This is a genomic window from Bradyrhizobium sp. AUGA SZCCT0182, assembly GCF_018130185.1.
Taxonomy (GTDB): Bacteria; Pseudomonadota; Alphaproteobacteria; order Rhizobiales; family Xanthobacteraceae; genus Bradyrhizobium.
This window is the reverse complement of record NZ_JAFCLY010000061.1, coordinates 1-21,310: the sequence shown is the minus strand read 5'-3', so window position 1 is coordinate 21,310 and position 21,310 is coordinate 1. Positions and strand designations below refer to the sequence as shown.

The 21,310-nt window shown below is 63.7% G+C and carries 15 protein-coding genes and 1 pseudogene; 8 read left to right on the top strand and 8 right to left on the bottom strand.

Annotated elements, in window-relative coordinates; all coding sequences use genetic code 11:
• Nucleotides 1-32: 32 nt before the first annotated feature.
• Nucleotides 33-680 (bottom strand): glutathione S-transferase family protein, encoded by a 648-nt coding sequence (locus JQ611_RS37870; RefSeq protein ID WP_212468334.1) that lies wholly within the window; start codon nucleotides 678-680, stop codon nucleotides 33-35.
• Between the two features lie 14 nt (nucleotides 681-694).
• Nucleotides 695-1,588 (bottom strand): LysR substrate-binding domain-containing protein, encoded by an 894-nt coding sequence (locus JQ611_RS37865; protein ID WP_212468333.1) that lies wholly within the window; start codon nucleotides 1,586-1,588, stop codon nucleotides 695-697.
• 92 nt (nucleotides 1,589-1,680) lie between these two features.
• On the opposite strand from JQ611_RS37865, the gene JQ611_RS37860 reads away from it, so the two are divergent.
• On the top strand, nucleotides 1,681-2,433 hold the full coding sequence (locus JQ611_RS37860) for a sulfite exporter TauE/SafE family protein (RefSeq protein WP_212468332.1): 753 nt from the start codon (nucleotides 1,681-1,683) through the stop codon (nucleotides 2,431-2,433).
• A 103-nt stretch (nucleotides 2,434-2,536) separates the two neighbouring features.
• Here JQ611_RS37860 and JQ611_RS37855 read toward each other — a convergent pair whose 3' ends face one another.
• Nucleotides 2,537-3,172: a LysE family translocator gene (locus tag JQ611_RS37855; protein WP_212270000.1), complete on the bottom strand. Its 636-nt coding sequence runs from the start codon at nucleotides 3,170-3,172 to the stop codon at nucleotides 2,537-2,539.
• Nucleotides 3,173-3,356: 184 nt separating this feature from the next.
• Between JQ611_RS37855 and JQ611_RS37850 the strand changes: the two genes are divergently transcribed.
• Complete coding sequence (locus JQ611_RS37850; protein WP_212269982.1) at nucleotides 3,357-5,156, top strand: adenylate/guanylate cyclase domain-containing protein; 1,800 nt, start codon at nucleotides 3,357-3,359, stop codon at nucleotides 5,154-5,156.
• A gap of 202 nt (nucleotides 5,157-5,358) precedes the next feature.
• A pseudogene (locus tag JQ611_RS37845) lies at nucleotides 5,359-5,979 on the top strand (cytochrome C); the annotation flags it as partial.
• A 41-nt stretch (nucleotides 5,980-6,020) separates the two neighbouring features.
• On the opposite strand, the gene JQ611_RS37840 reads toward JQ611_RS37845, so the two are convergent.
• Both JQ611_RS37840 and JQ611_RS37835 read right to left on the bottom strand, forming a co-directional pair.
• On the bottom strand, nucleotides 6,021-7,013 hold the full coding sequence (locus tag JQ611_RS37840) for an NAD-dependent epimerase/dehydratase family protein (protein WP_212468331.1): 993 nt from the start codon (nucleotides 7,011-7,013) through the stop codon (nucleotides 6,021-6,023).
• Between the two features lie 182 nt (nucleotides 7,014-7,195).
• Nucleotides 7,196-8,143: an alpha/beta fold hydrolase gene (locus JQ611_RS37835; protein ID WP_212468330.1), complete on the bottom strand. Its 948-nt coding sequence runs from the start codon at nucleotides 8,141-8,143 to the stop codon at nucleotides 7,196-7,198.
• A 245-nt stretch (nucleotides 8,144-8,388) separates the two neighbouring features.
• Here JQ611_RS37835 and JQ611_RS37830 point away from each other — a divergent pair, with 245 nt between their 5' ends.
• Nucleotides 8,389-8,859, top strand: a complete 471-nt coding sequence (locus JQ611_RS37830) for an Hsp20 family protein (protein WP_212211474.1) — start codon at nucleotides 8,389-8,391, stop codon at nucleotides 8,857-8,859.
• A 284-nt stretch (nucleotides 8,860-9,143) separates the two neighbouring features.
• Nucleotides 9,144-9,917 carry an alpha/beta fold hydrolase gene (locus JQ611_RS37825; protein WP_212390882.1) on the top strand — a complete coding sequence of 258 codons (774 nt, stop codon included), beginning with the start codon at nucleotides 9,144-9,146 and terminating at the stop codon, nucleotides 9,915-9,917.
• A gap of 140 nt (nucleotides 9,918-10,057) precedes the next feature.
• Here JQ611_RS37825 and JQ611_RS37820 read toward each other — a convergent pair whose 3' ends face one another.
• On the bottom strand, nucleotides 10,058-10,846 hold the full coding sequence (locus tag JQ611_RS37820) for a hypothetical protein (RefSeq protein WP_312012371.1): 789 nt from the start codon (nucleotides 10,844-10,846) through the stop codon (nucleotides 10,058-10,060).
• 484 nt (nucleotides 10,847-11,330) lie between these two features.
• Between JQ611_RS37820 and gltB the strand changes: the two genes are divergently transcribed.
• Both gltB and JQ611_RS37810 read left to right on the top strand, forming a co-directional pair.
• Nucleotides 11,331-16,079, top strand: coding sequence for a glutamate synthase large subunit (gene gltB / locus JQ611_RS37815; protein ID WP_212269988.1), 4,749 nt, complete (start codon nucleotides 11,331-11,333; stop codon nucleotides 16,077-16,079).
• Nucleotides 16,080-16,239: 160 nt separating this feature from the next.
• Nucleotides 16,240-17,709 carry a glutamate synthase subunit beta gene (locus tag JQ611_RS37810; protein ID WP_212269989.1) on the top strand — a complete coding sequence of 490 codons (1,470 nt, stop codon included), beginning with the start codon at nucleotides 16,240-16,242 and terminating at the stop codon, nucleotides 17,707-17,709.
• Between the two features lie 98 nt (nucleotides 17,710-17,807).
• On the opposite strand, the gene JQ611_RS37805 is transcribed toward JQ611_RS37810, so the two are convergent.
• Nucleotides 17,808-18,146: a hypothetical protein gene (locus JQ611_RS37805; protein ID WP_212269990.1), complete on the bottom strand. Its 339-nt coding sequence runs from the start codon at nucleotides 18,144-18,146 to the stop codon at nucleotides 17,808-17,810.
• A gap of 148 nt (nucleotides 18,147-18,294) precedes the next feature.
• Entirely contained in the window at nucleotides 18,295-20,007 is a 1,713-nt protein-coding gene (locus tag JQ611_RS37800; protein WP_212269991.1) for an outer membrane beta-barrel protein, read from the bottom strand.
• Nucleotides 20,008-20,199: 192 nt separating this feature from the next.
• On the opposite strand from JQ611_RS37800, the gene JQ611_RS37795 reads away from it, so the two are divergent.
• On the top strand, nucleotides 20,200-21,213 hold the full coding sequence (locus JQ611_RS37795; RefSeq protein ID WP_212269992.1) for an SIS domain-containing protein: 1,014 nt from the start codon (nucleotides 20,200-20,202) through the stop codon (nucleotides 21,211-21,213).
• Nucleotides 21,214-21,310: the final 97 nt, after the last annotated feature.

Genomic DNA, 21,310 nt, shown 5'->3' with positions numbered 1-21,310 from the left:
GGGCCGAGCGTTAAATTTATGAGTACAGCCCATCAATAATCCAGCCGCCCGAACAATTCGCCGAACGGAATCATGATGTGGGTCCGGTACGCCTCGCGCGCTTGCAGCGTGCGGTACCAGCGCTCGACCTGCGGCAATGGCGGGCGGTCGATTTCCAGTTCGAAGTAACGATAGAGCGACGTCCCGGCCGTGATGTCCGCGAGCGACAAGGTCTCGCCGAGCAGGAAGCTGCGTCCCTCCAGCAACCGGTCGAGTTTTTCGAAATCCCTGGCGCATCGCGCCAGCGCCGCGTTGATCGCCGGCCAGTTCCGCTTTGCTTCCGGCGTCCGGTAAAATCCCCAGAACACCCCGGTGAGGAAATCCGGCTGCAGCGCGGTTTGTGACCAGTCCATCCAGCCGTCGACGGCGGCACGGACGACGGGATCGTCTGACCAGAATCGCCCAGCGCCGTGGCGCGTGGCCAGATATCGGAGAATCGCATGCGATTCCCACACCACAGCGTCACCGTCCTTAATCACGGGAATGCGGCCGTGCGGGTTCATCGCGAGAAAAGCCGGCGCATCGAGCCCGCCGGCCGAGCCGCCGGCGTCGATGTGCTCATGGGCAAGATCGAGTTCGCCGATCAGCCACATGACTTTCTGGACGTTGAACGAACTTCGGCGTCCCCAGACCTTGAGCATTTTCTTTCTCCAAATTACTTCGGCGCCATCTTGCGCAGATGTTCTACCAGTTGCTGCGCCGGCTTCGGCAGCGACTTGAAACTGCGGGCGCAGATCGCAAGCCTGCGGTTGGCCCAGGGATCCCTGATCCTGACGACATTGATCTTCATCGAGCGCGCGCAGCGCTTGGCCGCCACTTCCGGCATCACGGCGACGCCGATGCCGGCAGAGACCATCTGCCCGATCGCATCGAAATTGTTGAGCCGGGCGCGGAACCGCAAGCGCGCGCCGAGCCGCGCGGCGTGGCCGGTGACATGCGCATGCAGCGCGCTCGAGGTGATCAGGCCGACGAAATCCCGCTCCACCACCTCGCGAAAATCGACCTGCCGCCGGTTCGACAGTTCGTCCTGGCGCGCAGTGACCAGCACCAGGCGGTCTTCGCTGTAGGGGATCCGCTCGATGCCGTCGGGCAGCGCATGTTCGGCGGCGAGCCCGAGATCGGCGGCGCCGCTGGCGATGGCCCGCGCGATGTCGGCGCTTTCGCGCTCCTCGACGTCGATCGAGATATGCGGATGCTGGCTCAGAAACGCGGCCAGCGCCTTCGGCAGATATTCGGACAGGCCGGAGGTGTTGGCGAGGAAGCGGACAGTGGCCTTGACGCCGCGCGAGAACGCGGCGAGATCGCCGCGCAGCGCGTCTACATTGTGCATGACGATGCGGGCATGATCGAGCAGGCTTTCGCCGGCCGGCGTCAATTCGACACCGCGGCGGCCGCGCTGCAGCAGTGAAACGCCAAGCGCGGCTTCCAGGCCCTTGATGCGCGCGCTGGCCGAGGCCAGCGCCAGATGCACGCGGTTCGCGCCATTGGTGATGCTGCGCGTCTCGGCCACGGCGATGAAGAGCTGTAGATCGACCAGATCGAAGCGCATCACAAATTCCGATATCTGCCTTCGGGCTGGCCGAATGCTGTCTCCGTAATCTCCAGATTGTGCCGGATAGCGCGATCGGTCAATGTGGCCGCATGATCGATTCCATGCTCATTCTCATTGCGGCCGCGTTCCTGCTCGCCGGTTTCATCAAGGGCGTCATCGGGCTCGGCCTGCCGACGGTGTCGATGGGCCTGCTCGCGCTGACGATGGCCCCCGGACAGGCGATCGCGATCGTGATCGTTCCGGCGATCGTCACCAATATCTGGCAGACCTTCGGCGGCCCTTACTTGCGCGACATCATGCGGCGGCTGTGGCCACTGATGGTCGGCACCGTGATCGGCATCTGGCTCAACGGCGGGCTCCTGACCGGGCCCTATGCGGCCTATGGCACCGTCATCCTCGGCGTGCTGCTGGTGATCTATGCCATCGTGGGCCTGTGCAAATTCAGCTTCAAGGTCGCGCACCGCGACGAGAAGTGGATCGGCGGCATCGTCGGCCTTGTCACCGGCGTGATCTCGGCCGCGACCGGCGTTCAGGTCATCCCGTCAATGCCGTTCATGCAGGCGATCGGCATGCAGAAGGACGAACTGGTGCAGGCGCTCGGCGTGTTCTTCACGGTCGCTACCGTGGCGCTCGCCTTCAACATCACCGGGGCGGGTCTGCTGACGGCCGCAACCGCGCTGCCGGGCGCGGTGGCGATGGCGGCGTCGTTTGCCGGCATGTTCATCGGCCAGGCGGTGCGCACGCGGATGCATCCGGACGTGTTCCGCCGCTGGTTCCTGATCGCGATGATTTTCCTCGGGCTCTATCTCGCCGTCGGCGGGTTTCTGAAAATTCACGGCTAGAACCCGGTTCTGGCTGGATCAGAACCAGATTCCAGGTCTTTTGCTTTGACGCGTTTTCCTGACGCTAACTGGCTTGAAAAACGCCTCACCTAAATGGGGTAGATCAGCGGGTCTGCAGCATCGCCACGCGAAACCCGAGATAGACGAACATCCCGCCGAGCACGCGGTTGATCCAGGCGATCACGCGCTCGGAGTGCCGGATGCGGGCGGCGGCCTTCGACGCGAACGCCGCAACACCGAGGCACCACAGCGTGCCGTTGAAGATGAAGATCAGGCCGAGGGCCAGGAAGGCCGCCGTCTTGTGCGGCGAATCAGCGGCCACGAATTGCGGCAGGAACGCCAGGAAGAACAGCGCCACCTTGGGATTGAGCGCGTTGGTCAAGGCCCCCTGCCAGAACACCCGGCGTAGCGGGGTGGCATCGTCCTGCACGGCTATGTCGGCGACCGGACTCTGGCGCGACAGCAGCATCTGGATGCCGGTGAACACCAGGTAGGCCGCGCCAACCAGCTTCAGGACGGTGAATGCGGCCGCCGACGTCAGCAACAGCGCCGACAGCCCAATCGCGGCGCCGAACACGTGAACCAGGCAGCCGCAGCTGATGCCGAGCGCGGCCGCCGCCCCGCCGCGCCACCCCAACTGGATGCTGCGGCCGATGATGTAGGCGGTATCAGGCCCCGGCGTGACGTTGAGCAGCACCCCCGAGAGGATGAACAACCAGAGTTCGTTTATGCCGAGCAGCTCGCCCATGATTTTGACCAGTTCCCTCGTGACAATCCATTGGTCCAGCGCATGCCAATCACAATTGGATTGCGTTACTATCACTTCTGGATCGGCCTTCCGCCAGATACAGCGTATTTAATAATCATTGGAATCGCTTGGCCAACCACATAGTGGTATGCAAGTGCGGGAGTTTTGGGGATACATGGAAAGACGGCTAGCCGCCATCGTTTGCGCTGATGTCGCCGGCTATTCCCGCATGATGGGAGCCGACGAGGCGGGTACGCACGCCACTTTCAAGGCTCACCGGACCGCGATCTACCCGATCATCCTCAATCATGGCGGCCGTCTGGTGAAGAACACCGGCGATGGCTTCCTGCTGGAGTTTCCCAGCATCGTCGGCGCCATCGAGGCCGCGGTCGCGATGCAGATGATGATGGCCGAACGAAACCATCATTTGCCCACCGACCGCGTGATGCAATTCCGTATGGGCATCCATATGGGTGACGTGATGGCCGACGAGGACGAGGTGTTCGGCGACGACGTGAACATCGCCGTCCGGCTCGAATCGGTGGCCGCCCCGGGCGGCGTGGCGGTGTCGGGCAAGGCCTATGGCGAGGCCGGCAAGCGTCTCAGCGTTCCCCTGGTCGATGCCGGTCCGCATCGCTTCAAGAACATCGAGGAGCCGGTCAGCGTCTGGACCTGGGAGCCCGAAGGCGCGGACCACCGCAGCCGGGAGGCGAGGGATCCTGCGAACCTGCCTGCGCAATACCGGACCGCGATCGTCGGCGTGCTGCCGTTTGCCAATTTGAGCGAGAGCGCCGACGAGTATTTCTCCGACGGCCTCACCGAGGACCTGATCCACGCATTGTCGCTGCAATCGTTCTACCGGGTCCTGAGCCGCAATTCGACGTTCTCCTTCAAGGGCAAGAACCTGAGCACCCGCCTGATCGCCCGCGAGATCGACGCGAGTTACCTGATCCAGGGCTCGGTGCGCCGCGCCGCCAGCAAGATCCGCGTCACCGCCGAGCTGATCGCGCCCGAGAACGGCGAGCAATTATGGACCGGCCGCTACGACCGTGACATGGGCGACCTGTTCGCGATGCAGGACGAGATCACCACCAGCCTGTCGGCGGCGATCGCGGCCGAGATCTACCGGGCCGAGGCTTCCGCCCCTCCCCGGCCGTCGTCGAACGACCTGACCGCATGGGACCGCTTCCTCAAAGGGCTTTCCTATTATTACCTGCAGACCAAGGCCGATTTCGAAACCTCGATCGGCCTGTTCAGGGAGGCGATCGCGCTCGATCCGACGCTGTCGATCGCCCGCGCCTATCTCGCCACCATCATGATGCAGAGCATCCAGTTCGGATGGATCAAGAGCACGCGCGAATTGTGGACCACGGCGATGGATCTCGCCGAGAGCAGCGTCAGGCTTGATCCGCGCTCGTCCTTTGCCTTCCAGATTGTCGCTTATCTGCACGCCCTGGAAGGACATCACGAGGTCTCCATGGATGCCGCGAACCGGGCGGTCGGGCTGAACCCCTACGACATGGGCGCCCGCGGCGTTCTTGGCTTTTGTTATTTTTACGCGGGCGAACATCGGAAGGCCATCGAACTGATCTCAATGGCGGCGCAGCGCGGCAATTCCGACCCCCGATATCAATGGGCGGGCGTGAATGCGTTCAGCCATTACCTTATCGGGCAATATGACGCCTCGCTGTCCTGGGCGCGCGAACAGCTGTATCTCAATCCCAATCATCTTCAGGCGCTCGCGATCCGGGCGGCCTCGCTCGCCCAGCTCGGGCGCGCCGAGGAAGCAGCCAACGCCACCGAGGTCCTGCTGCACAATTATCCGACCTTTACCGTCGAACGCCATTTGAGCAATTTCCATTGGAAACGGCCTGACGACATCGCCCATTACCGTGACGGCCTGCTGAAGGCCGGCGTTCCCTCCACCAGATTGACGCTCGTCGAGTCCGCGCCGAAGCTTGCCGCCGATTCCTGAAGAGGCCGCGTACCTTTGCGCCAAATTGTCATCCCGGCCGGCCACGTCTTCGGCCTCTGGTTGACACGGCTTCGAATCCGGCGAAAATCGTTTGCAGCCTGAAGTAGTACACGACCGGCGGATTCGCTTTTCGAATCCATCCCCCTTTCAGACCAAGGCCGATTGTCTTTTTCATATTCGCTGCCTTTTCAGGATTGGATCCATGCCAGACCAAGCACCGGCCACGCAGATCGCCGTCTCTCCGAATAATCCCTGCCCGTTCCTGCGCGCGCTGGTCGCGAACGGCTATGTCGACGGCCACATCGTGCCGCTCGGCACGCTGACCGAAGACATCGGGCTGGCGAGCGGCAAAACGGGAATGGGTTTGATCCGGGCGAAGGTGCTCACCTACGGAATTGCGATGATCGCAAACGGCCACCCCTTGAGGAGCGTGACATCAGGCGCAATTCTCGATGAATTGCGCAACGGCCCGCTCGACAAGCATGGCGCCGGCTCTCGCATCCTCGAAGTGGATGGACAGGTCAATCTGGAGCAGATCGAACGCTTCGCGAGCTTCGGCCAGGAATACCGTAATCCCGATGGCGGCACCGAGCCCGGGCTGAACGCCAAGCAGATCGAGACCTTCATGGCGGACAATCTGAAGCGCGACGGCGATAAGGCGCGCTGGACCTATCCGATCATGATGAAGGGCGAATGGCCGGTCCTGCTCGACATTCTCGGCAAGGGTGACGGCGAGGCGCGCTACCTCAGCGTCGCCGACGTCCGCACGTTGTTCGTCGAGCGGAAGCTACCCAAGCGCATCACCGACCGGCTGCCGGCGCCAGCCGGCCAGGCCGTGCAGTCATAGAATTGATCACGTCGTCGTCAGTTGCCAGGATGCTGGCCCCTCGCATGCCATGCGGCAAGCACTTCCCTTTCTTCATCGACGGTTAAGCCGACGACTGTGCCGTTGGTGGTGCACAGCCAGCCAAGCGTGTCACGCGCGGTCTCTGCAAGAGGCCGCAAGGTGAGGCCGGCATGACGCGCCGGCGTCGTGTCGCGCGTAGCAAAGCCGGCAAAGTCCGGCAAAGGGAGCCACAAAGGGAGTGATCGAGGACCCGCCCAACGTCTGACGTCGTGCTGCTCCAGGAAGGCACGATTTACCCACGTAAACGTACAGGATGAACCCAGTGCCGCCGCGCACTCAGCCAGCAGTTCGCCGCGGGTGCGCGTTGGCCCAATTCCGTCATAGATACCAATCAGGCGGGCTTCCGCGGCATGAACGATCCATTGGGCAAGGTCGCGCACGTCGATGAACTGAACGGTGTCCTCCGGTGTCCCGGGCGCAAGCACTTCGCCTCCGCGGGCAAGCCGCGCTGGCCAATAAGTGAAACGACCCGTCGGATCCTCCGGCCCGACAATAAGACCCGCCCGACAAATGAAGGCGCTTTCGCCTACGGCCTGCTCGCATGCGACTTTCGCAGCACCATAGATTTCTTCACTACTATACTCGACCTCCGGGGCGGTGGGTGCCCGCAGTGAGGCGGTGTCCGCCCGCTGCCCGGGAGTGCGATTGTCCGCATAAACGCTTACTGTCGAGACGAAGGTCCAGTGCCCGGTCTGCTGCTTGAGTGCGGCGACCGCGCGGCGCACCTGGCCCGGATGACGTGATACATCCACGACAGCATCGAACTCCTGGCGCGCAAGCGGCTCAAGACCATTTGAAACGTCGCGGTCGACGGCAACAAATTTCGCGCCGGGCGCAATCGGACCCGCAAGCCCCCGTGCGGCGCACGTCACGTCATGTCCGGCAGCGCAAGCATGAGCCGCAATCGCGCGCCCAAGAAACTGGCTCCCGCCCAGAATCAACAGACGCATGAAACTGCCTCCCCTATCGCCAACGCGATCACATCCCTCCGGCGCGACTTAACGGAGACGTAATCGGGACTTGAGCCTACCACACCTGGTAGTTGGGACCGCACTTTCGACCGAGCCGATTTGGTCATCCTCGATGCCATCGCTATCGAGAACCTTTCAAACTCGCATCTATTCGGATTTGATCACTTGAACAGCGGCGTGCCCGGTACGAAGGCGTCGAACGCGGCCCAGAATTGCGAGCGGTAGCGGTCCTGCTCCTGCAGGATCTCGTGCTTGGACCCGGCGATTACCAAATGCGAGCCGGCGCGCAAATGATAGGCGAATTCCTCGATTGCCGCGGTCGAGACGATGGTGTCGCTGCTGGCGGCCAGCATCAGGATCGGCTGGCGGATTTCGGAAGGGTAGTTCGACGCGCGAAAACCGTGCATCGCGCGAAACGCCGTGTCGGCCCAGGCCACCGTCGGCGAGCCGATGCCCAGCGTCGGGTCTTCTTCCAGGATCGCGGCGTTGCGGGCAAAGCGCACGGGATCGCTGGTGAAGGGATTGTTGATGAAGGATTCGGTGCCGGTCAGCGCGTCGCTGCCTCCAGGCACGTAACGGCCGCCCTGACCTGCGAGCCGCAGCACCCGCAGCATTGTGCGCGCCGCAAATGAGGTCCGGCTTCCCGGCAGATCGATCATCGGCGCCGACAGCACCATGCGGTCGAACCAGCGTTTTCCCGCATGCGCGACGCGCAGCATCACGGCACCGCCCATCGAATGCGCCAGCGCGAAATAGGGCGGCGGGCAATCGGGCAGCACCACCTGCTGCACGAAGGTTTCGACGTCGATTTCGAAATCGGAGAAATCGCGGACATAACCCTTGCGTGGATCGCGCAAGCGCCGCGAGGAATGACCCTGGCCGCGCCAGTCGATCATCGCCACGGCAAAGCCGCGATCGCGCAGGTCGCGCACCGTCTCGAAATATTTCTCGATCTGCTCGCTGCGGCCGGTGAAGACGCAGACGGTACCCTTGCGGCCCGCCGGCGGTGCCCAGCGCGCAAAGCGCAGTTCGGCGCCGTCAGGCGTCTTGATGGTGCCGCTGACGACATCCTCCGGAACCGGATTGGCAGGGATCGAGACGAGCGTCATGGACAGGGAACCGGCTAGGTGAAACGGGCTGGAAATCAAGGCGGGTATCAAAAAAGGGACCTGGTTTGGCCCCTCTTGAACGATGTTCAGCCCCTCCCATATCACTTCTGTGCAGGCCGCTACCAGTGTTTCGGAATCGAATACCCCTGTGTTTCGGAGTCGAAATCTGAGGCTGCACATGGACGAAAGCCCGGCCCGATGGCGGGCGGGTTAACTGCAACAGTCGCTCAATGGAGGACTACCCTATGCGTACCTACGATCTCGCCCCGTTTTATCGTTCCACCGTCGGCTTCGACCGCTTCTTCTCCCTGCTCGACCAGGCAGCGTCAGACGGCAGCCCCGGTTATCCCCCCTACAACATCGAGCGCACCGGTGAGAACGCCTACCGCATCAGCGTTGCGGTCTCCGGCTTCTCGCAAGGCGAGCTTTCGATCGTCGCCAAGGAAAACACGCTGACGATCAAGGGCGAGAAATCCGCCAACGAGAACGGCCAGGACAAATCCGAAGTGCTATACCGCGGCATCGCGGCGCGCGCCTTCGAGCGTGCCTTCCAGCTTGCCGATTTCGTGCAGGTCAAGAACGCCTCGCTCGAGCACGGTCTGCTCCACGTCGATCTCGTCCGCGAGATTCCCGAGGCCAAGAAGCCGCGCAGCATTCCGATCAGCAACGGCTCCCAGACCCCGCGGGTCGTCGACAGCTCGGCGGTCGCGGCCTAGAGCATTTTCGGTTCTGATCGGATCAGAACCGAAGCTCTAGATTCTCGTTTTGACGCGTTTTCTTCACGCGAACCGGTGTCCACTTCGCTCGAAAACGCTATGAGCGCGATCAGGCTTTCAGCAGATATTGGCTGAACGCGAGAACGCCCCGGGAAACCGGGGCGTTTTTTGTGCGCGATGTTCGTGATTTCACACTGCCGTGAGCACCGTAACGTCACGCCCCGCGCATCGAAACTCCAATCATGGGCAGCGCATCACGCTGAAAAAATCACGGAGCAGGTTCGATGAAGATGGTTCAACTGGTAACGGCGCTCGCGGTCACGGCATTTGCGGGATCGCTTGGCACACTCCCGGCGCAGGCCGAGGCGGCGGCGCCGGTGGCGCGCAATGTCGTGCTGGTGCACGGGGCGTGGGCGGACGGCTCGAGCTGGTCGGAAGTCATCCCCTATCTGCAGGCCGCGGGGCTGAAGGTCACCGCCGTACAGAATCCGCTGACGTCGCTTGCCGATTCCGTCGCCGCGACCCGCCGCGCGCTGGCGCTGCAGGACGGACCGACCGTGCTGGTCGCGCATTCCTGGGGCGGCACCGTGATCAGCGAGACCGGAACGGATCCGAAAGTATCGGCGCTGGTCTATGTCGCCGCGCGCGGCCCCGATGCGGGCGAGGATTTTGTCGCGCTCTCCGGAAAATTCCCGGCCGGGCCGGTGCGCGCCGGGATCCGGGAACATGACGGCTTCACCAAATTGTCGGAGGATTCGTTCCTGAAATATTTCGCCAACGGCGTGGCGCCGAAAAAGGCCGAGGTGCTCTACGCGGTGCAGGAGCCGACCGCCGTTTCCCTGTTTGCGGGACGCACCACCGTGGCCGCCTGGCACTCCAAGCCGTCATGGTATGCGGTCTCCAAGCAGGACCAGACCATCAATCCCGACCTCGAGCGGTTTCTGGCCAAGCGCATGAACGCGACCACGGTCGAACTGGACGCGGGTCACCTGTCGCTGGTGTCGCATCCGAAGGAGATCGCCGACCTGATCCTCGCGGCGGCGGGTCATAAGGAATAGGTGCCGGGGCTGTTGTTGCTCCCCCGACTCCTTGGTCATTCCGGGATGCGCCTCTTGGCGCAGGCCCGGAATCCATACTCCCGATCGTGGTTATGGATTCCGGGCTCGAGGCTTCGCCTCGCCCCGGAATGACAGCTTCTTTACTCCAGCCCCTGCACGTTGGGCATCTCCTGGGTCGGAGCGATCTGCGGTACCGGCTTGGCCTGGACCACACCTGTCGTCATGGCCGCGGCCGGCGTTGTTTGCGCTTCGGCCGATTTAGGCTGAGCTGCCGCCGATTGCTGCACCGGTTCCGCCGCGGCTGCGGGTTTGGCCGCAGGCTCGGCGGCGGCCGGCCTGGCCGCCACGGCTTTGGCTGCCGGTTCGGCGGTAGCCTGCTTGGCGGCGGCGAGCGGGCTCGGCTTCGGCACCGGCACAGTGTGGCTCGCGACCTGCGGCGCCGGCTTCGGCGGCCGCGGCGCGCCCCTGGCATGGGTCGGCGGCAGCGATCCGGGCGGGCCGTAATTCATGGTCAGATCGTCGTTGAAATTATCGCCCATCCGGTGCGCCGGTATGAAGCGGATGATCCGGCCGGTGCGGGCGTCGATGATCAGGCGGCCGTCGTCGCCGCCGCGGTCGATCACCGAAATCGTGTAAACGAAGCCGCGTTGCTGCGGGATGCCGAGCGGCGAAAATCCGCTCTCGCGCACCACCGTGTAGACCTCGGTCGGCGGCAGCAGCATCGGCCCCTGCCCGTAGCCGTAGCGCGGCCCGGGATAGGCCGGCGGCGGCGCATAACGGGGCGGCGCATAATAGGGGTCGCCAATGTCGGATACCGAATAATAGGGCGAGCGTCCGGCCTCGTAAGGCGCCGGTACCTGCGCCTGGGCGGCCGTTGTGGCGAGAACCGTCCCCGCCGCAAAAACCCATCCTGTGAAGAACTTCATCATCCATTGCTCCTGTTAGCCCCTGCCTGGAGCGTGTTCGCTCTCTTGCCCGGCCGTCCCGGAACCGAACTTCATTGTGAAATTCGGCGGTCCTTGGGCCGGATCGCGGCGCGTTTGCCCCAAATCCGGGGCAGTATGTTTCGGCAAGCCGGGACAGTGTGTTTCGACGGCTACAGGCACGGATCAGTCATGCAGGCAGGGACTTTCACGCGCTTGTGTGATAGAGAAAAATTTGGCATGGTCGGGAGTTAGGACAGCATCACTGTCTCAATTGTGGGCATTCCCGGCACGGGGATTGCAACGAAAGCTGGCGGCTTCGAGCTCCAGGCAAGTACAGGCAAGGCCGTTCCTCAGGGACGTTGAACGCCCAAGCCTGAATTTAGGAAATTTCGGCTCGCGGCGGACGAGCGGTGGCCCGGTGGGTGCCGCAAGCGCCCAAGGTGCGCCGGTGACAGTTAAGGCCCTTGACCTGATTGAGAGGACTAAGATGAGCGGGTCGGAATTCGAGCGCGAAAACATCGTGACAGAAACGCTGTCGGCGACCGCTATCTCGAAACCGGACGACGCGTATCATACCGAGCCTCAGCGCGAGTGGAGTTGGCGTCCGCCGGCTGAAGGGCTCTACGATCCGAGCCTCGAAAAAGATTCCTGCGGCGTCGGCTTCATCGCCAACATCAAGGGCCGGAAGTCGCATCAGATCGTCGACGACGCGATCAACATTCTCTGCAACCTCGAACATCGCGGCGCTGTCGGCGCCGACCCGCGCGCCGGCGACGGCGCCGGCATCCTGGTGCAGATCCCGCACGCGTTCTTCACGCGCAAAGCGGCCGAGATCGGCTTCAAGCTGCCGAAGCCCGGCGAGTACGCCATCGGTGCGCTGTTCCTGCCGAAGGAGACCGCGTGGCGCAAAGTCATCCAGAGCATCATCGCCGACCAGATCAAGGACGAAGGCCTGAAGCTGCTCGGCTGGCGCGACGTGCCGACCGACAATTCCTCGCTCGGCGAAACCGTCAAGCCGACCGAGCCATCCTGCATGCAGGTGTTCATCGGCCGCAACGGCGCGACCAAGACCGAGGATGATTTCGAGCGCCGGCTCTATATCCTGCGCAAGTCGATCTCGCAGGCGATCTATCAGCGCCGCGATCGCGGCCTTGCCGGCTATTACCCGGTCTCGATGTCGTGCCGGACCGTGATCTACAAGGGCATGTTCCTCGCCGACCAGCTCGGCAAGTATTATCCCGATCTGCACGAGCCGGATTTCGAGAGCGCGCTGGCGCTGGTGCATCAGCGCTTCTCGACCAACACCTTCCCGGCCTGGTCGCTGGCGCATCCCTACCGGATGATCGCCCATAACGGCGAAATCAACACGCTGCGCGGCAACGTCAACTGGATGGCGGCGCGGCAGGCCTCGGTGCACTCGGAACTGTACGGCAAGGACATCTCCAGGCTGTGGCCGATTTCTTATGAGGGCCAGTCCGACACCGCCTGTTTCGACAACGCGCTCGAATTCCTGGTGCAGGGCGGCTACTCGCTGCCGCACGCCGTGATGATGATGATTCCGGAAGCGTGGGCCGGCAATCCCCTGATGGATGAGACGCGCCGCGCCTTCTACGAATATCACGCCGCGATGATGGAGCCGTGGGACGGCCCGGCCGCGATCGCCTTCACCGACGGCCGCCAGATCGGCGCAACGCTGGACCGCAACGGCCTGCGGCCGGCGCGCTATCTTGTTACCAAGGACGATCGCATCGTGATGGCGTCCGAAATGGGCGTGCTCAAGATCCCCGAGGACCAGATCATCACCAAGTGGCGGCTGCAGCCCGGCAAGATGCTGCTGGTCGACCTCGAACAGGGCCGCCTCATTCCCGACGACGAGATCAAGGCTGATCTGGCCAAGAGCCATCCCTACAGCGACTGGCTGCATCGCACCCAGATCCAGCTCGAGGAATTGCCCGACGCCTCGAGCAAGGGCATGCGCTCCAACCTGCCGCTGCTCGACCGGCAGCAGGCGTTCGGCTATTCGCAGGAAGACGTCACCATCCTGATGACGCCGATGGCTTCGACCGGCGAAGAGGCCGCGGGCTCGATGGGCAACGACACGCCGATCTCGGCGCTGTCGGACCGGCCGAAGCCGCTGTTCACCTACTTCAAGCAGAACTTCGCGCAAGTCACCAACCCGCCGATCGATCCGATCCGCGAAGAACTGGTGATGAGCCTGGTCTCGATCATCGGGCCGCGGCCGAACCTGTTCGACCTGCAGGGCCTCGCTTCGACCAAGCGTCTCGAAGTGCGCCAGCCGATCCTGACCGACGCGGATCTGGAAAAGATCCGCTCGATTTCCAGCGTTGCCGACAGCCATTTCAAGTCGCGCACGCTCGACACGACGTTCCATGCCGGCTTCGGCGCGGCGGGCCTCGAACAGGTGCTCGACGAACTCTGCGCGCGCGCCGAAGGCGCGGTGCGCGAAGGCGTCAACATCATCATCCTGTCCGACCGCATGGCGGGCTCGGACCGGATTCCAATCCCCTCGCTGCTGGCCTGCGCCGCCGTGCATCATCATCTGATCCGCACCGGCCTGCGCACCTCGGTCGGCCTCGTGGTCGAATCCGGTGAACCGCGCGAAGTGCATCACTTTGCGTGCCTCGCCGGCTACGGCGCCGAAGCGATCAACCCGTATCTGGCGTTCGAGACCATCATCGCGATGAAGGACCGCCTGCCCGGCTCGCTCGACGATTACGAGATCGTCAAGCGCTACATCAAGTCGATCGGCAAGGGCCTGCTCAAGGTGATGTCCAAGATGGGCATCTCGACCTACCAGTCCTATTGCGGCGCGCAGATTTTCGACGCCGTCGGCCTGAAGGCAGAATTTATCGCCAAGTATTTCGCCGGCACCCACACCCGGGTCGAAGGCGTGGGTCTTGCCGAAATCGCCGAGGAGACCTGCCGCCGTCACAGCGATGCGTTCGGCGACGCGCAGGTCTACAAGACCGCGCTCGATGTCGGCGGCGAATATGCCTACCGCACCCGCGGCGAGGACCACGCCTGGACCGCTGAATCGGTCTCGATGCTGCAGCATGCCGCGCGCGGCAATTCACTGGAGCGCTACAAGGCGTTCGCCAAAATCCTCAACGAGCAATCCGAGCGGCTATTGACGCTGCGCGGCCTGTTCCGGATCAAGTCCGCCGAGGACGAGAAGCGCAAGCCGATCAAGCTCGACCAGGTCGAGCCCGCCAAGGACATCGTCAAGCGCTTCGCCACCGGCGCGATGAGCTTCGGCTCGATCTCGCGCGAGGCGCACACGACATTGGCGATCGCGATGAACCGGATCGGCGGCAAGTCCAACACCGGCGAAGGCGGCGAAGAGGCCGATCGCTTCAAGCCGATGCCGAACGGCGATTCGATGCGTTCTGCGATCAAGCAGGTCGCCTCCGGCCGGTTCGGCGTGACGACGGAGTACCTCGTCAACTCCGACATGATGCAGATCAAGATGGCGCAGGGCGCCAAGCCCGGCGAAGGCGGCCAGTTGCCCGGCCACAAGGTCGACGCCGTGATCGCGCGCGTCCGGCATTCGACGCCGGGCGTCGGCCTGATCTCGCCGCCGCCGCACCACGACATCTATTCGATCGAGGATCTGGCGCAGCTGATCTACGACCTCAAGAACGTCAATCCGGACGGTCAGGTCTCGGTCAAGCTGGTCTCCGAAATCGGCGTCGGCACCGTGGCCGCGGGCGTCGCCAAGGCACGCGCCGACCATGTGACGATCGCAGGTTTTGAGGGCGGCACCGGCGCATCGCCGCTGACCTCGATCAAGCACGCAGGCTCTCCGTGGGAAATCGGCCTTGCCGAAACCCACCAGACGCTGGTGCGCGAGCGGCTGCGCAGCCGCATCGTGGTCCAGGTCGACGGCGGCTTCCGCACCGGACGTGACGTCGTGATCGGCGCGCTGCTCGGTGCCGACGAATTCGGCTTTGCCACCGCGCCCTTGATCGCGGCCGGTTGCATCATGATGCGCAAGTGTCATCTCAACACCTGCCCGGTCGGCGTCGCGACGCAGGATCCGGTGCTGCGCAAGCGCTTCACCGGCCAGCCCGAGCACGTCATCAACTACTTCTTCTTCGTCGCCGAGGAAGTCCGCGAGATCATGGCCCACCTCGGCTACCGCACCTTCAACGAGATGGTCGGCCAGACCCAGATGCTCGACCAGTCGACGCTGGTGGCGCACTGGAAGGCCAAGGGCCTCGACTTCTCAAAACTGTTCGTGCGCCAGAAGGAACAGCCCGGCCAGAAGATCTATCACGCCGAGAGGCAGGACCATCATCTGGAAGCCGTTCTCGACCGGCGCCTGATCGAAAAGGCGCAGGCCGCGATCGACCGCGGCGCGCCGGTGAAGATCGACGAGGAGATCAACAACACCGACCGCTCGGCCGGTGCGATGCTGTCGGGCACGCTGGCCAAGATCTACGGTCATGCCGGCCTGCCGCTCGACACTATCCAGGTCAGCCTCAAGGGCACCGCGGGCCAGGCGTTCGGCGCCTGGCTGACGCGCGGCGTCACCTTCGAGCTCGAAGGCGAAGGCAACGACTATGTCGGCAAGGGCCTGTCGGGCGGTCGCATCATCGTCAAGCCGCCGCGCAATTCCGGCATCGTGCCGGAAGAGTCCATCATCGTCGGCAACACCGTGATGTATGGCGCGATCGAGGGTGAATGCTATTTCCGCGGCATCGCAGGCGAGCGCTTCGCGGTGCGCAACTCCGGCGCGGTCGCGGTCGTCGAAGGCGCCGGCGACCATTGCTGCGAATACATGACCGGCGGCATCGTCGTGGTGCTGGGCAAGACCGGGCGCAACTTCGCGGCCGGCATGTCCGGCGGCATCGCCTATGTGCTGGACGAGGCCGGCGACTTCGCCAAGCTGTGCAACATGGCGATGGTCGAGCTTGAACCGGTGCTCTCGGAAGAAATGATCAACCAGAACACCTATCACCACACCGGCGATCTCGAAGCGCATGGCAGGGTCGACGTGTTCCAGAACCTGCTCGACTCCGACGTCGAGCGGCTGCACGTCCTGATCACGCGCCACGCCAAGCTGACCGGCTCGAAGCGGGCCGAAGAGATCCTCGCCGACTGGAAGACCTGGCTGCCGAAATTCCGTAAGGTGATGCCGGTGGAATACCGCCGCGCGCTGAAGGAATTGAAGGCTAACGCCGACGCCGAGCCGAAAATCGCGATCGGGGCGTAGACTGGGCGACGCCGTCGTCCCGAGGTGCCCGAGCAAAGCTCGGGCCTCGAAGGACGGCTGGGACGACAATTCATCCTTCGAGGCGCGCAAGAGCGCGCACCCTGGGGATGACGAGCACGATGAAGACGACGAAGCTTAAGTTGCAGGAACGTTGGGTTTAATGGGCAAGATCACAGGTTTTCTGGAAATCGACCGGCACGACCGCAAATATGCGCCCGTCGCCGACCGCTTGCAGCACTATCGCGAATTCGTCATTCCGCTGAGCGAGAAAGACGCCCGCGACCAGGCCGCGCGCTGCATGAATTGCGGCATTCCCTATTGCCACGGCACCGGCTCGGTTCAGCCGGGTACGCCGGGCTGCCCGGTCAACAACCAGATCCCTGATTTCAACGACCTCGTCTATCAGGACAATTGGGAAGAAGCCTCGCGCAATCTGCACTCCACGAACAATTTCCCGGAGTTCACCGGCCGCATCTGCCCGGCGCCGTGCGAGGCCTCCTGCACGCTCAACATCGACGACAACCCGGTCACCATCAAGACCATCGAATGCGCGATCGTCGACCGCGCATGGGACAATGGCTGGCTGAAGCCGGAAATCGCCCCCAGCAAGACCGGCAAGAAGGTCGCGATCGTTGGTTCGGGGCCTGCGGGCCTTGCCGCCGCGCAGCAGCTCGCGCGCGCCGGCCATGACGTCCATGTCTACGAGAAATTCGCCAAGGCCGGCGGCCTGCTCCGCTACGGCATTCCCGATTTCAAGATGGAAAAGCACGTCATCGACCGCCGCGTGGCGCAGATGGAAGCCGAGGGCGTCACCTTCCACTACGGTGTCCATGTCGGCGGCACTTCGCAAGGAAATGGTCAAACCGCGATCGATCCGCGCGAGTTGCACCGGCAATACGACGCGGTGGCCCTGACCGGCGGCGCCGAAGCCGGCCGCGATCTGCCGATCCCGGGCCGCGACCTCGACGGCATCCACTTCGCGATGGATTTCCTGCCGCAACAAAATCGCCGCGTCTCGTCCGAGCCGCTCGGGGCGGCCGCGGACATCCTCGCCGGCGGCAAGCATGTGGTCGTGATCGGCGGTGGCGACACCGGTTCGGACTGTATCGGCACGTCGTTCCGGCAGGGCGCGAAGTCCGTGACCCAGCTCGAAATCATGCCGGCGCCGCCCGAGCACGAAGACAAGGGCCTGACCTGGCCGAACTGGCCGTTGAAAATGCGGACCTCGTCGAGCCAGGCCGAAGGCGCCCGCCGCGAATTCGCGGTGCTGACGCAGAAATTCTCAGGCCACGACGGCAAGGTGCAGAAGCTGCATTGCGTGCAGGTCAACGAAAAATTCCAGCCGATCGCCGGCACCGAATTCGAACTCGACGCGCAACTGGTGCTGCTGGCGATGGGTTTTGTGCATCCGGTCCATGACGGCATGCTGAAGACGCTCGGCGTCGATCTCGACCAGCGCGGCAACGTCCGCGCCAACCTGACCGACTACCAGACGTCAGTGCCGAACGTGTTCTCCGCCGGCGACATGCGCCGTGGCCAGTCGCTGGTGGTATGGGCGATCCGCGAGGGCCGCCTCTGCGCCCGCGCCATCGACCAGTATCTGATGGGATCGACCACGCTGCCGCGGTAAGCGGGGCGGTCGCAATTGAACGGCAAAACAAAAATGGTGCAGGGCGCCGGAGCGCACTGCACCATTCTTGTAGATATCAGTCCTGCGGAACGCTGGACTTACGGACAGATCCGCACGGGACCAGCCCAGTAGCAGGAAGGCGCGTAGTAGCCGCCGCCATAACCGTAGCCGCGACCATAGCCGCGTCCGCCACCGCGGTAATAACCGCCGCCGCGGCCAACACCACGACCGACGCCACGGCCGCGTCCGCCGCCGCGACCGCCGCCACCACGGCCTCCGCCGCCACGACCACCGCGCTGCGCGTACGCCGCCGTTGTCGATCCTCCAACCATCAGCGCCGTCACACCGACGATGCTGAAACAATAGATGCCAACGAGAATAATCGTAGCCAAAGTACGTGATAAAATGCTGCGAGAGGCAGTTTTGCCCTGGGCCATTGAAACTCCTTCTGTAAGGAGCGCCAGATTGGGGCCGCTTTGGTCCGCGGTCAAGCAATAGTGGGTGTGATACCCGTCACGTACCCGTTTAGGGGTGTGTCACAATTCCCTCACCTTACCTTCAGCACACAAGCGAGGCGATGAAGGTTCAGTGCTGCAGGCGCACGCCGAGCATGACGACGGTGGCGGCGGTGCTGTTGCCGGGGAGGTTTGAATCCAGCCAATCGCGGCGGACCGTGCCCTTGACCCAGAGATTGCGGTTCATCTTGTAGATGAGGTCACCAGACACCGTGTAGATCTTGTCCTTGCGGTTGTCGCCCTGGTAGTCGAGCGTGCCCCAGGTGAACTTGCCGATCGCGGTCAGCCAGCGGCGGAAATCATGATCGACTTCAACGGTGTAGATGTGCGTCAGCACGCCGGATACGCCGGGCAGCGTGGTCTCGGTGATCGTGGTGTCGGAATAGAATTTGGCCGTGGTCAGCGGTGTCGCCGTCCAGGTCAATGAAGCCGAGGTCAAGAGGCCTTCGAGGCGGTTGAGGCGGCTGTCGACATAATCGCGCGCGGCGTAGCCGACCGCGATTTCGCCGGTCAGCAGCCGCGAGAATTCGAAGCTGGTGCCGCCCTTGACGTAGCCGCCGGTGGAATCGCGCGCGAAGCCGCTGCGGTCCAGCCTCAGATCGTGCACGCGGCTGTCGGCCTGCGCTTCCACGAACGGCTTCAAGCCCGGCATCAGATCGTAGCTGACGCGGCCGACGCCGCCGAACTGGTTGAAGTTGCGGTCGTCGTTGCTGGTCGAGGTGCCGTCGGTGAGCTTGGAATAGGTATAGGCGGTGCGGTCGACGGTGGCGCCGCCGGAAACCTGCAGGCGGTTGAAATTCTGGTCGAAGCCGAAGGTGCCGCCGAACGTCGCATAGACCGGGTACCTTTGCAGGCCGGCCTGGATGTTCGGGCTGCCCGGATTGTCGGTGGCGAGACGCAGCCGCGCCTGCGCGAGCAGCCGCGTGTCGCGCGAGACGTCGAGACGGCCGTCGACATGACCGGTGAAATCCGGCCGATCGATCACGACCGGCGCCGGCGAAATCGTGCCGTCGGTCGGCGGCGGAAAGGTGTTGCCATAGCCGGTGAAGGATCCGCGCAGATCCGCGACCACCGCGTGGCGTTCCCAGTCGGACATGACGAGCAGTTCCGGCGCGATCATATAGAACGGCGAGCCCTTCTCATCGACGGTGCGGCGCGGGTTGGTGTTATAGCCGCCCGAGAGTTCGACCGCCGATTTGATCAGGAAGCTGCCGGCGTAATCGCCGACCGCGCCGAACGGATCGTCATCGACCTTCAGGCGCTTGCGTGCGGGTTGCCCCACCACCGTGCCGGCCATCGCCGGCGGGATCGGGGCCTTGTTCGCGGTCTGCGACGGCGGAATCGAAAGCCGCAGCGGCGTGTTCGACAGCAGCGGCGGCCGGCTGCCCGGTCCCGGCGGCGGCTTCGGCCGGACCTGTCCCGGATAATATTTCGGCTTCTGAAGCTTGCGGTTGAGCGAGTCGTAACCGGAGCTGGAAGCGCCGCTTGCGGCGGGCAGGCCATAGCGCGGGATCGCCCCGATGCGCGACGGCGCGGGCTTCTCCTTGTCGCGAACCCGAGCGTCGTTGGCGTCGTCGCTGGTTTTATCGTTGGCCTCGGCATTGGTCCGGCGCAGCGGCGAATCCACCGGCATCAGCTGGCTGCTGCGGGTCGGGCTGAACAGGTCGGGCGTGACGGTCTGGGCCTGCGCAATGGTGCCGGTCAGGACGATCAGCGCAAGGCATGGCAATACCGCGCGGAAAGCTGTCGCGCGCCTGCTTTGGCCCCTTACTGGACCTGCCATCACGATCAAAATACTCCAACAACGTCAGATACTTATTCGACGCACTCCGAGCGCGCGGGGAAAACGTCGTTAATGGAGTTAAAACAATTATGGTTAATGACCCGTTGAGAGCCGGCGGCCCGCGTCGCTTCGCCGGTTGGGCCATGCTAAGGAGGGGTCCGGGGCTTTGCCCCTCCTCCCTGGACTTGAGACATGGCCAAGCCGAAACCGCTGATGGCAAAATCATCCGGCACCGATCATGCCAACGCCGCCATCGAGTCGGCCCTGCGCACGCTCGATGTTGAGGCCGGCGGCATCGCCGCCATCACGGCGGCGCTGCAGTCCGACCTCCGCGCGCCGTTCGCTGCGGCCGTCGATCGCATCGGCAACGCCAAGGGGCGGCTGATCGTGACCGGGCTCGGCAAGTCGGGCCATATCGGCCGCAAGATCGCGGCGACCTTTGCCTCCACCGGCACACCGGCATTCTTCGTCCATGCCGCGGAGGCCAGCCACGGCGATCTCGGCATGATCACCGCCGACGACGTCATCCTGGCGCTGTCATGGTCCGGCGAGCAGCCGGAGATGAAGAATCTCATCACCTACGCCACCCGGTTCAGCATTCCCCTGATCGCGATGACCGCGGACCGGGAATCGACGCTGAGCAAGGCCGCCGACGTCGCGCTGACCTTGCCGAAGGCGCGCGAGGCCTGCCCGCATAATCTGGCGCCGACCACCTCCTCGCTGATGATGCTGGCGCTCGGCGACGCGCTGGCGATCGCGCTGCTCGAAGGCCGTGGCTTCACCTCGGTCGATTTCAGCGTGCTGCATCCCGGCGGCAAGCTGGGCGCGCTGTTGAAATACACCCGCGACCTCATGCATTCAGGCGACGCGGTGCCGCTGAAGCCGCTCGGCACCAAAATGTCGGATGCGCTGGTCGAGATGTCGTCGAAGGGCTTTGGCTGCGTTGGTATCACTGATGCCCGCGGCCACATTGTCGGCATCGTCACCGACGGCGATCTGCGCCGCCACATGCGCCCCGATTTGATGACCGCCACCGTCGACGAGGTGATGACGAAGAATCCGAAGACCATCGGCCGCGACCTGCTCGCAGGCGAGGCGCTGGAGATCCTCAATTCCTCGAAGATCACCGCATTGATCGTGACCGATGCCAGCAAGCCGGTCGGCATCGTGCATCTGCATGATTTGCTGCGCGCGGGCGTGGCTTGATCTGTCGTCCCGGCCTTGAGCCGGGATCTACCGTGTTAGCTGTCAAGAGGCGTTAGCGCCTTTCCAAGGCTGTCCGGACCTGATTACGGCATTGGCG

Bases quoted from the DNA above. Each gene is read 5' to 3' on its own strand.
- gltB (WP_212269988.1), top strand. From the start codon at position 11,331: ATGAGCGGGTCGGAATTCGAGCGCGAAAACATCGTGACAGAAACGCTG.
- JQ611_RS37810 (WP_212269989.1), top strand. From the start codon at position 16,240: ATGGGCAAGATCACAGGTTTTCTGGAAATCGACCGGCACGACCGCAAA.
- JQ611_RS37805 (WP_212269990.1), bottom strand. From the start codon at position 18,146: ATGGCCCAGGGCAAAACTGCCTCTCGCAGCATTTTATCACGTACTTTG.
- JQ611_RS37795 (WP_212269992.1), top strand. From the start codon at position 20,200: ATGGCCAAGCCGAAACCGCTGATGGCAAAATCATCCGGCACCGATCAT.
- JQ611_RS37870 (WP_212468334.1), bottom strand. From the start codon at position 680: ATGCTCAAGGTCTGGGGACGCCGAAGTTCGTTCAACGTCCAGAAAGTC.
- JQ611_RS37825 (WP_212390882.1), top strand. From the start codon at position 9,144: ATGAAGATGGTTCAACTGGTAACGGCGCTCGCGGTCACGGCATTTGCG.
- JQ611_RS37820 (WP_312012371.1), bottom strand. From the start codon at position 10,846: ATGATGAAGTTCTTCACAGGATGGGTTTTTGCGGCGGGGACGGTTCTC.
- JQ611_RS37865 (WP_212468333.1), bottom strand. From the start codon at position 1,588: ATGCGCTTCGATCTGGTCGATCTACAGCTCTTCATCGCCGTGGCCGAG.
- JQ611_RS37850 (WP_212269982.1), top strand. From the start codon at position 3,357: ATGGAAAGACGGCTAGCCGCCATCGTTTGCGCTGATGTCGCCGGCTAT.
- JQ611_RS37800 (WP_212269991.1), bottom strand. From the start codon at position 20,007: ATGGCAGGTCCAGTAAGGGGCCAAAGCAGGCGCGCGACAGCTTTCCGC.
- JQ611_RS37860 (WP_212468332.1), top strand. From the start codon at position 1,681: ATGATCGATTCCATGCTCATTCTCATTGCGGCCGCGTTCCTGCTCGCC.
- JQ611_RS37830 (WP_212211474.1), top strand. From the start codon at position 8,389: ATGCGTACCTACGATCTCGCCCCGTTTTATCGTTCCACCGTCGGCTTC.
- JQ611_RS37840 (WP_212468331.1), bottom strand. From the start codon at position 7,013: ATGCGTCTGTTGATTCTGGGCGGGAGCCAGTTTCTTGGGCGCGCGATT.
- JQ611_RS37835 (WP_212468330.1), bottom strand. From the start codon at position 8,143: ATGACGCTCGTCTCGATCCCTGCCAATCCGGTTCCGGAGGATGTCGTC.